General features: G+C 75.4%; 8 protein-coding genes. 5 read left to right on the top strand and 3 right to left on the bottom strand.

All coding sequences use genetic code 11. The annotated features are described in order from the left end of the window. From Raf01_RS10905 to Raf01_RS10890, 4 genes are all read left to right on the top strand, one after another. Positions 1 to 1,386, top strand: a 1,386-nt coding sequence (locus tag Raf01_RS10905; RefSeq protein WP_203917668.1) for a lanthionine synthetase LanC family protein, incomplete at its 5' end; no start/stop codon positions are given. A gap of 31 nt (positions 1,387 to 1,417) precedes the next feature. After that, entirely contained in the window at positions 1,418 to 1,549 is a 132-nt protein-coding gene (locus tag Raf01_RS10900; protein WP_203917667.1) for a SapB/AmfS family lanthipeptide, read from the top strand. A 32-nt stretch (positions 1,550 to 1,581) separates the two neighbouring features. Then, a complete protein-coding gene (locus Raf01_RS10895) occupies positions 1,582 to 3,357 on the top strand; it encodes an ABC transporter ATP-binding protein (RefSeq protein WP_239133518.1) in 1,776 nt (591 codons plus the stop codon). Further along, positions 3,354 to 5,333, top strand: a complete 1,980-nt coding sequence (locus tag Raf01_RS10890) for an ATP-binding cassette domain-containing protein (RefSeq protein ID WP_203917666.1) — start codon at positions 3,354 to 3,356, stop codon at positions 5,331 to 5,333. The genes Raf01_RS10895 and Raf01_RS10890 overlap by 4 nt, the downstream gene beginning before the upstream one ends. Here Raf01_RS10890 and Raf01_RS10885 read toward each other — a convergent pair. From Raf01_RS10885 to Raf01_RS10875, 3 genes are all read right to left on the bottom strand, one after another. Continuing rightward, the gene (locus Raf01_RS10885; RefSeq protein WP_239133517.1) at positions 5,312 to 5,890 is read right to left on the bottom strand and encodes a response regulator transcription factor; all 579 of its coding nucleotides are present in this window, start codon (positions 5,888 to 5,890) and stop codon (positions 5,312 to 5,314) included. The genes Raf01_RS10890 and Raf01_RS10885 overlap by 22 nt on opposite strands. Positions 5,891 to 6,213: 323 nt before the next feature. After that, positions 6,214 to 6,987: a hypothetical protein gene (locus Raf01_RS10880; RefSeq protein ID WP_203917665.1), complete on the bottom strand. Its 774-nt coding sequence runs from the start codon at positions 6,985 to 6,987 to the stop codon at positions 6,214 to 6,216. Positions 6,988 to 7,065: 78 nt separating this feature from the next. After that, positions 7,066 to 7,830 carry a TetR/AcrR family transcriptional regulator gene (locus Raf01_RS10875; RefSeq protein WP_203917664.1) on the bottom strand — a complete coding sequence of 255 codons (765 nt, stop codon included), beginning with the start codon at positions 7,828 to 7,830 and terminating at the stop codon, positions 7,066 to 7,068. A gap of 65 nt (positions 7,831 to 7,895) precedes the next feature. On the opposite strand from Raf01_RS10875, the gene Raf01_RS10870 reads away from it, so the two are divergent. Then, complete coding sequence (locus tag Raf01_RS10870; RefSeq protein ID WP_203917663.1) at positions 7,896 to 9,080, top strand: FAD-dependent monooxygenase; 1,185 nt, start codon at positions 7,896 to 7,898, stop codon at positions 9,078 to 9,080. The last annotated feature ends 62 nt before the right edge of the window (positions 9,081 to 9,142 follow it).

Here is a 9,142-nt window from a genome sequence, read left to right as displayed (position 1 = left end):
CCCCCGCCGGTTCCCGCCCCGCGCACCGCTGACCCACGCACCGCTGACCCGCGCGCGGCCACAGCGCGCCCCGCCCCCCACCCCGCCGCCCCGCGAACCCGTGATCTGCCGGTTCCGGACGGGCCGGCGCCGCTCGACCCGGCACCGGTCGAGTCGGCGCCGGTCATCCCGGCGGGCGTCCCCGGAACCGCGACCGGGGCCGCCACCGGTGCGCGGCCGGACGCCGCGACGGCGACGCTCGACCCGGCCGACTGGCCAGGAATCCGCGAGCGCCTGGTCCGCGCCATCCTCGCCAGCGCCACCCCGGAACGCGTCGACCGGCTGTTTCCCGGCGACATCGAGCAGTTCCGGCTCGGCGGCCTGGGGCTGGCCTACGGCGCGGCCGGCGTGCTGTACGCGCTGTCAGTCACCGGAGCCGGCCGCTGCCCGGAGCACGAGGAGTGGCTGCTGCGCCAGGTCAAACAGCCGCCGCAGGGCACCATGATGGGCCTGTACGACGGCCTGCACGGGGTGGCGTTCGCGCTGGACCACCTCGGGTACCGGGCGGAAGCGCTCGACACGCTGGACATGTGCCTCGGCGACGGGTGGGAGAGCCTGGGGCTCGACCTGTTCGGCGGGCTGTCCGGGATCGGGCTCAACCTGGCCCACCTCGCCGACCGCACCGGCGACTCCGCCCTGCGCGACGCCGCCGACCGGGCCGTCGCGCTGGTCGCCGAGCGGCTGGGCGAGGAGGACTCGGTCGGCGAGACCAGCGGCCTCGACCAGCCGTACGCGGGCCTGCTGCGCGGCTCGTCCGGCCCGGCGCTGCTGCTGATCGGCGCGTACGACCGCACCGGCGACCGGGCGTACCTCGACCGGGCCGCCGTGGCGCTGCGCCAGGACCTGCGCCGGTGCGTGCTCCGGGACAACGGCGTCCTGGAGGTCAACGAGGGCTGGCGCACCATGCCGTACCTCGGGTTCGGCAGCGCGGGCGTCGGCGTCGCGCTCGGCGAGTACCTCGCCCGCCGGCCCGACGAGCAGTTCGAGCAGGCCAGCCACGCCGTGCGCCGGGCCGCGTGCTCGCCGCTGTACGTCCAGCCCGGAGTGTTCGGCGGCCGGGCCGGGATGCTGCTGTACCTGGCCGGGCAAGCCACCGCCGCCCCGGAAACCGACCCGGAGGTCCTGGCGCAGCTGTCCGCCCTGTCCTGGCACGCGCTGCCGTTCGCCGGCGGGGTCGCCTTCCCCGGCGACCAGCTGCTGCGCCTGTCGATGGACCTCGCCACCGGTACCGCCGGGGTGCTGCTGGCGGTCGGCGCCGCCCTGCACGGGCAGCCCGTTCACCTGCCGCTGCTGCCCAGGGCCGGCCGGCAGGCTCCACAAGCTCCCGCGCCACAGGGGCGCGGGTAGGTGAAAACGTCCCACGAAAGGAGCCATCAACATGGCGCTTCTCGATCTGCAAGGCATGGAGCCGTCGGCGCCGGGGAACCACGGCGGTCACGGCGGGCACGCCAGCAGTGCCAGCCTGCTGATCTGTGTGGCCAGCTCGCTGAGCCTGGTGACCTGCCTCTGACGGCGCAACCCCTTGAACGGTCCCGGGCGGCGGTGGGTCGCCCGGGACCGCGCCCGCGCCCGCGGCCAGGTCCGCGCGCGGAACCCGGTCGGCCGCCGCGACAGCGGCGCACCGCACCCGGCCGGCGGCCGGGCGCGCACGAACGGGAGCGGGGCGCGGCGACGCTCCGCACCATCGCCCGCCACGGCGGCGCGTGGCTGCCGCTGATCGGACTCGCGTCCCTCGCCGGGACGGCGAGCGACCTCGCACTGCCGGCGGTGCTCGGCCGCGCCGTCGACGCGATCGTCGCCGGCGCCGGTAGTGCCGGTGGCGCCCGGTGGATGGAGTTCTCCGCCGCGCTGATCGTCCTGAGCGTGGCCTGCGACCTGGTCGTGGCGTACGCCAGCACGGTCTGCGTCGCGGACACCACCGCCTGGCTGCGTCGGCGCCTCGTGCGCCACCTGCTGGCGATCGGCCCCAGGGGCGGGTTCGAGACCGGCGACTCGGTCTCCCGGGTCACCGCGAACGCGGCGGACGCCGCCCTGGCCGGCCCCAGCCTTCTCTCGGTGGTCACCGGGGTCCTGCCGCCGATCGGCAGCCTGGTGCTGCTCGCACTCATCGACCCCTGGCTCGCCGGGGCGTTCCTGGCCGGGCTGACCCTGGTGGCGGTCATGCTGCGGGCCTTCGCCCGGCGTACCGCCGACGTGCTCATCCGGTACCAGCGGGTGCAGGGGCGGATCGCCGCGCTGCTCGCCGAGTCGCTGTCCGGGGTACGCACCATCGCGGCGGCCGGCACCCTGGAACGGGAGACGGGCCGGGTGCTGGAGCCGCTGCCCCGGCTGCGTGAACACGGCGCGCGGACCTGGCGGGTGCTGTCCCGGGCCAGCGCCCAGGCCGGCATCGTCGGCCCGCTGGTACAGGTCGCCGTGCTGGCCGCCGGTGGGCTGGCCCTCGGGTACGGGCGGATCACCGCCGGCGACCTGTTCGCGGCCAGCCGGTACGCGGCGATGGGAGCCGGCCTCGGTGCCCTGACCGGGGTCATCGGCCAGTTGGCCCGGGCCCGTGCGGGCGCCCGGCGCACCGGCGAGGTACTGGACGTGGCCGCGCCCGGATACGGCGCCGAAGCCCCGCCCGAGGGGCCGGGGACGCTGCGGTTCCGGGCGGTCAGCGCCCGCGAGGGTGAGGTCACGCTGCTGGACTCGGTGGACCTCACGGTGCCCGGCGGCGCTGCCGTGGCGGTGGTCGGCCGGTCCGGCGCCGGCAAGTCGGTGCTCGCCGCGCTCGCCGCCCGGCTGCGTGAGCCGGACGAGGGTGAGGTGTACCTGGACGGCGTGCCGCTGTGGCGGCTGGACCAGGGCGCGCTACGCGCCGCGATCAGCTGCGCCTTCGAGCGCCCGGTGCTGGTCGGTGAACGGATCGTCGACGCGGTCGGGCTGGGCCAGGATCTCGTCTCGGTGCGGGCGGCGGCCCGGGCCACGCACGCGCACGACTTCGTCAGCCGGCTGCCCCTCGGGTACGACACCCCGCTGGCCGAGGCGCCGATGTCCGGCGGCGAGTACCAGCGGCTGGGCCTTGCTCGGGCGTGGCGGGCCGGCCGGGTGCTGATCCTGGACGACGCGACGTCCAGCGTGGACATAGTCACCGAGATGCAGATCAGCCGGACGCTGACCGAGGACCACGGCCGGCGTACCCGGCTGATCGTCACCCACCGGCCGGCCACGGCGGCGCGGGCCGACCTCGTTGTGTGGCTGGAGGCCGGCCGGGTGCGGGCGGTCGGCCGGCACGAGGTGCTGTGGGACGACGCGCGGTACCGGGCGGTCTTCCAGTGAGGCGGGCGCTGCGGTTCGGCGTGGCATCGCTGCGCCGCCGGCCGGTGCTGGCGCTGGCCGGGTGGTCGGTGCCCGAGGCGGTACCCGCCACGGTGTCCGGGCTGGCCGTCGCGCACGCGGTCGACTCGGGGTTCCTGGCCGGCCGGCCGCTGACCGGACTCGGCTGGCTGGCGGTGCTGCTGGCCGCCGCGGTCGTCGGCTCGATCGGTGCCCGCCAGGGGTACCGCCGGCTGGGCGACATCGTCGAGCCGTTCCGCGACGACCTGGTGCGCCGGGTGGTGCGCGGCGCGCTGCGCCGTGGGGTGGCCGGGCAGCGTGACGACGGCGCGGTGGCCCGGCTGACCCATCAGGTGGAGATCGTCCGGGACGCGTACGCCGGCCTGATCGTGGTGGTGCGCAGCTTCGTCATCATCGTGATCGGCGCGGTCATCGGCCTGCTGTCGCTGTCACCGGTCATCCTGCTGCTGGTGATGCCACCGTTCCTGGTCGGGTTCGGCGCGTTCCTGCTGACTCTGGGCATGGCCGCGGCCCGGCAACGCGACTACGTCCGGGCGGACGAGCGGCTGGCCTCGACGGCCGGCGCGGTACTGGCCGGCACCCGCGACGTCGTCGCCTGCGGGATCGAGGACAGTGCGACGACGATGGTCGCCGTACCCGTCGCCGAACAGGTGGCCGCCGAGCGCGCGCTCGCCCGGGTACAGGCGCTGCGTACGGTGTGCTACGCGGTGGGCGGATGGGTGCCGCTGATCGTCCTGCTCGGTGCCGGCCCCTGGCTGTCCGGCCGCGGCCTGACCACCGGCGACATCATGGGCGGCCTGCTGTACGTGCTCACCGGCCTGCAGCCCGCGCTGCACACGGTGGTGCAGAGCATGAGCGGCAGCGGGCTGCGGTTCGCCGTCGTACTGGGCCGCATCCTGGACGTCACCGAGCCGGAGTCACCGGTACGGGCCGCCGCCACGGCACCCGGGCCGCAGGCCGGGTACGGCGTGACGCTGCGCGGCATCACCTTCGCGTACGGGCCGCACGCCGCGCCGGTCCTGCGCGGCCTGGATCTGGACGTGCCGATCGGCGACCACCTCGCTGTCGTCGGGCCCAGCGGGATCGGCAAGTCCACGCTCGCCGGAATCGTCTGCGGGCTGCTGCAACCGGACCGCGGCACGATCGCGATCGGGGGCGCGGCGACCGGCGCGATGTCGGTGCAGCGGCTGGCCGCGCTGCGGGTACTGATCCCGCAGGAGGCGTACGTGTTCGCCGGCACCGTCTGGGACAACCTCACGTACCTGTGCCCGGCCGCGACGCCGGAACAGGTTTCCGCCGCGACCGCCGCGGTGGGGGCCGATTCGCTGGTGGTGGGGCTGGGCGGCTGGGCGGCGACGGTCGCGCCGGCCGAGCTGTCCGCCGGCCAGCGGCAGTTGCTCAGCCTGGTGCGCGCCTACCTGTCGCCGGCACCGATCGCGGTGCTGGACGAGGCCACCTGTCACCTCGATCCGGCGGCGGAGCGCCGGGCGGAGGAGGCGTTCGCCCGGCGGGGCGGCACCCTCATCGTGATCGCGCACCGGATCAGCTCGGCGCTGCGGGCCCGCCGGATCCTCGTGCTTGACGGCGTCAGCGCGAGCGTCGGGGACCACGCGACGCTGTTGGCTGTCTCGCCGCTGTACCGGGACCTGCTCGGGTACTGGGACGGCGGCGAGGCCGGCCGGCGGGTTCCTCCTCCGGCGACCGCCTGGCCACCCAGCCGGCCGGCGCCGACCGGGCCAGCGCACGCCGCCCCGTCGGCACACGCCGCCCCGCCCGCGCGGCCGGCTCCGTCGGTGCGACCCGCCCCGTCCGCGCCCGCGCCCGCACGACCTGAGGTGCGCTCGCCCGCGCGGCCCGACGCGCCCCCGGTCGCGTCCGCGCAGCCCGCTCAGATCGTCCAGCCGGCCCAGATCCAGCCCGCTCAGATCCAGCCCGCTCAGATCCAGCCCGCTTCGTGAGCGATGCGGATGGCCTCGATCCGCGTGCGCGCTCCGGTCTTGGTGATGCTGCTGGACAGGTAGTTGCGGACCGTGCCGCAGCTGAGGAACATCTCCGCCGCGATCTCCTTGACCGGCGTGCCGCCCGACGCCCGGCGCAGCACGTCGCGTTCCCGTTGGGTCAGCGGGCTGTTGCCGTAAGTCAGCGCGACGACCGTCAGCCTCGCGTCGAGCACCGGGATGCCCCGCGCGATCTGCCGGATGCCGTCGATCAGCTCCGACGGCGTCGCCTCCTCCGTGAGGATGCCGACCCGGGGCACCAGCCGGGTGAGGATCTCCAGCATCGTCGCGCTGGACCGCCGGTCCAGCAGGGTCAGCACGGCACAGTCCGGGAGCGCCGCGCACAGCTTCTCGCACACCTCGCTCACGGTCAGGGTGCCGGGCAGCGCGTGGTCGAGTAGCACGACGCTCGGCCGTACCCGGGTGGCCACCGAGTACACCGCCTCGGCATCGGCGAGTTCCGCGATGACCTGGAGGTCTTCCTCTTCCGACAGCAGCCGCGCGACCGCGGCGCGCACCAGCGTTCCTTGTTGCCCTAACAGGATCCGGATCAACGCCCCCACCTTTTGTCAGCCCGGTAGCCCACGCCTCGGCGGTCGCGCACACCCGGCACCGGCCACGCGGTGCGGGTTTTCCCCCGTGCACGGACGCGACCGAGGACCCCCTCGTGTGGCATCGTCACGGGGCGACTAAACGTTACCGAGACCTCACTCGCAGCAGCCGTCGATGTGTCACCGGTACGTGGCGTACCACCTTTATTCGGGTGGTAAGGGACGCCGCGCCGCAGCTCGCGGCGGCGATTGTCGCCTTCCGGACAGTCCGGTGGCCGGCGGGTTCGGGGTCAGGCCGCGGTGACGAGCAAGGCGTCGTTGTTCAGGTGTACCTGCGGTCCGTTGGCGCCGGGGCGGTATGCCTCGATCACGAACGTGTGTGACTCGTCCGCGCGCAGGCGCTGCCCGACGGGGATCACCGCGCCGTCGGCCTGCATCCGGGCCAGCCGTCGCAGTACCCGCTCCATCAGGCCGATCGCGGACGGCTCCACTCCGCAGATCACGTCCGGCCGGGCGAACTTGAGCATCCCCCGGGTGTGCATCGCGTGGCCGAAGCCGGGAGTCGCCTCGGTCTCGCAGATGAACCGCACCTCGTCGTCGAGCGCGAACGGGCGCCCCGGGGACAGGCGGGACACCGCGTCCCGGTCCCACCAGCGGCAGGCGAAGCCGTCCAGGATCGCGCGGCAACCGCGGGTCATGAGCCACGAGGCGACCGCCCAGCAGACCTGGACGTGGCCGAGGTCCCGCGGGTCGTCGACCTCGATGCGGATCGAATGGCAGTACCGCGCCGCGTCGAGGCTGGCCGGATCGGCCAGGTCGTCCTCGGCGATGTGGCGCAGCGCGTCCGTGCGCCACTCGTCGAACCACCCGGGATCCTGCTCGCGTGCGTGGGTCCGGACGTCCAACTGCTCGATCGCGGCGTGTGACGGCAACCCGAACCGGGACGCGGACAAGTCGTCGCCCGGGTCCAGCGGATCCTCGGAGAACGCCAGCAACATCATCGCTGCGCGTGACCCGGTGGGCTGCCAGTCGGGCCGGGGCCACACGCTGACCGTGTCGCTCATCCGGCGCAGTCTGCCGTAGCCGCGTGCGGACCGGCAACTCCGCGCTGCCGTGCCAGGCCGCGAACCGCCGCCAGCCGTTCAGCGGCCGGTCATCCCGGCCAGCAGTGAGCGGATGGTCGCGCGCAGTTGGTCGCGCCCGGCCGCGGTGCCGGGCGCCGGCGACAGTTGCGCGCCGGCCCCGGCCAGCCGGTCGAACAGCAATCCGTCCAGGCACGCGACCAGGTCGGCCGCCTGCGCCTCGGGCTGCGGTGCGCCGGCGCGGCGGAGCAGGTCGGCCGCCATCGCGCGGAACGGCACCCCGGCCGCCAGCAGCGAACGCAGCGCCGGGACGCGGGCCGCCTCCAGCAGGCAGGCGTACCGGGCCAGCGCGTACCGGCGGCGCCGGGTCAGCATCGCGTCGATCGTGGCCGCCATCGCCCCGGCCAGCGCGTCCAGCTCGGCGGCGCCCAGTGGCGGCAAGTCCGTCCCCGGCCCGCCGGTCCCCGGCCCGCCCTGGTCTGGGCTGCCCGGACTGTCGGTCCCCGGCCCGCCTGGCACCGCTCCGGACGGGCCGGCCGGAGACAGCGCCGGCCCGCCCGGCACCGGCCCATCCGTCCCGGCCGGGAACAGCGCCGCCCCGGCCCCCTCCGCCTCCGCGAAGGCGGCCCGGTCGACCGCGACCAGGTGCGCCACCACCGCTTCCAGCAGCGCCGCCCGGGTGCGGAAGTAGTACGACGTCGAGCCGGCCGGCAACCCCGCGGCCTCGTCCACCGCCCGGTGGGTCAGGCCGCGGATGCCCGCCTCGGCGATGACGCTCACCGCCGCCTCGGCGATCGCCTCGCGCCGGCTGCCGGTCGCGGCCATGGCACTTCACACTCCCATCCTCTACGTGTGTAGAGTACGTCTCTACAGCTGTAGAGGAGGCGGGCATGCGGCAGGCCATCGTCGTGGGAGCCGGGATCGGCGGACTGACCAGCGCGCTGGCACTGATCCGGGCGGGCTGGCAGGTGCGGATCCTGGAGCGTGCCGAGGTTCCGGGCGAGGTCGGGGCCGGCATCACGCTGTTCCCCAACGCTCTGCGCGCGCTGGACGCGATCGGGGTCGGCGACCGGGTCCGCGCGCTGCCCTCGGGCGGGGTCGCCGGGCCGGCCGGGATGCGCGACCCGTCCGGGCGCTGGGTGGTGCGGGTCGACGGCCAGCAGCCGATCCACGACATGTACGCGGTGCACCGCCAGGACCTCTACGGCGCGCTCGCCGGTGCGCTGCCGGACGGCGTGCTGTCAGCGGGGGCGGAGGTCGTGGGTACCCGGGTCGAGGCCGACCGGGTCGAGGTCGGCTACCGCGCGGCCGGCCGGGACCTGAGCGCCGGCGCGGACCTGGTGGTCGGCGCCGACGGGCTGCGCAGCCGGCTGCGCGCCGCGCACTGGCCGGCGTACCCGGGCCCGGCATACGCCGGCTACACCAGTTGGCGTGGCGTCACGACGCCGGCCTCGGCAGTCGAGGCCAGCGGGGAGACGTGGGGGAGGGGCACCCGGTTCGGCATCCTGCCGCTGGGCGACGGCCGGGTGTACTGGTTCGCTACGGCCAGCGTCCCGGCCCGGGCAGGCACCGCCGGCGGGAACCCGGACGCGCGCCCGGACGAGCGCGCCGAGCTGCTGCGCCGCTTCGCTGACTGGCACGCGCCGATCCCCGAGCTGATCACCGGTACCGATCCCGCCGCCGTCCTGCGTCACGACACGTACGAACTGCGCACGCCGCTGCCCGGTTACGTCACGGACCGGGTCGCCCTGGTCGGCGACGCGGCCCACGCGATGACCCCGGATCTCGGGCAGGGTGCCTGCATGGCGATCGAGGACGCGGTCACCCTCGCCGCCGCGCTTGCCGGCGACGTCGAGTTGCCCGACGCGCTGCGCCGGTACGACGCCCAGCGCAGGCCGCGCACCCAGTCGGTGGTCCGGGCGTCGCACCGGATGAGCCGGATCTCGCAGGCGCACGGGCCGCTGACCGGCCCGCTGCGCGACCTCGTGGTCCGGCTCACCCCGCCGAAGCTGGCCGAGCGCGGCATGCGGCGGGTCATCGCCTGGGTACCGCCGCCGGTCCCGGCGGCACGGTGATCGGGCCAGCCCGCATCGCATCGATTTCGGCAAGTCCGTCGATCGGCCGCTTCCCTCCTCGC

This window comes from Rugosimonospora africana (genome assembly GCF_016862975.1).
GTDB classification, from domain to species: Bacteria; Actinomycetota; Actinomycetes; order Mycobacteriales; family Micromonosporaceae; genus Rugosimonospora; species Rugosimonospora africana.
This window is presented reverse-complemented; position numbering and strand designations above follow the sequence as displayed.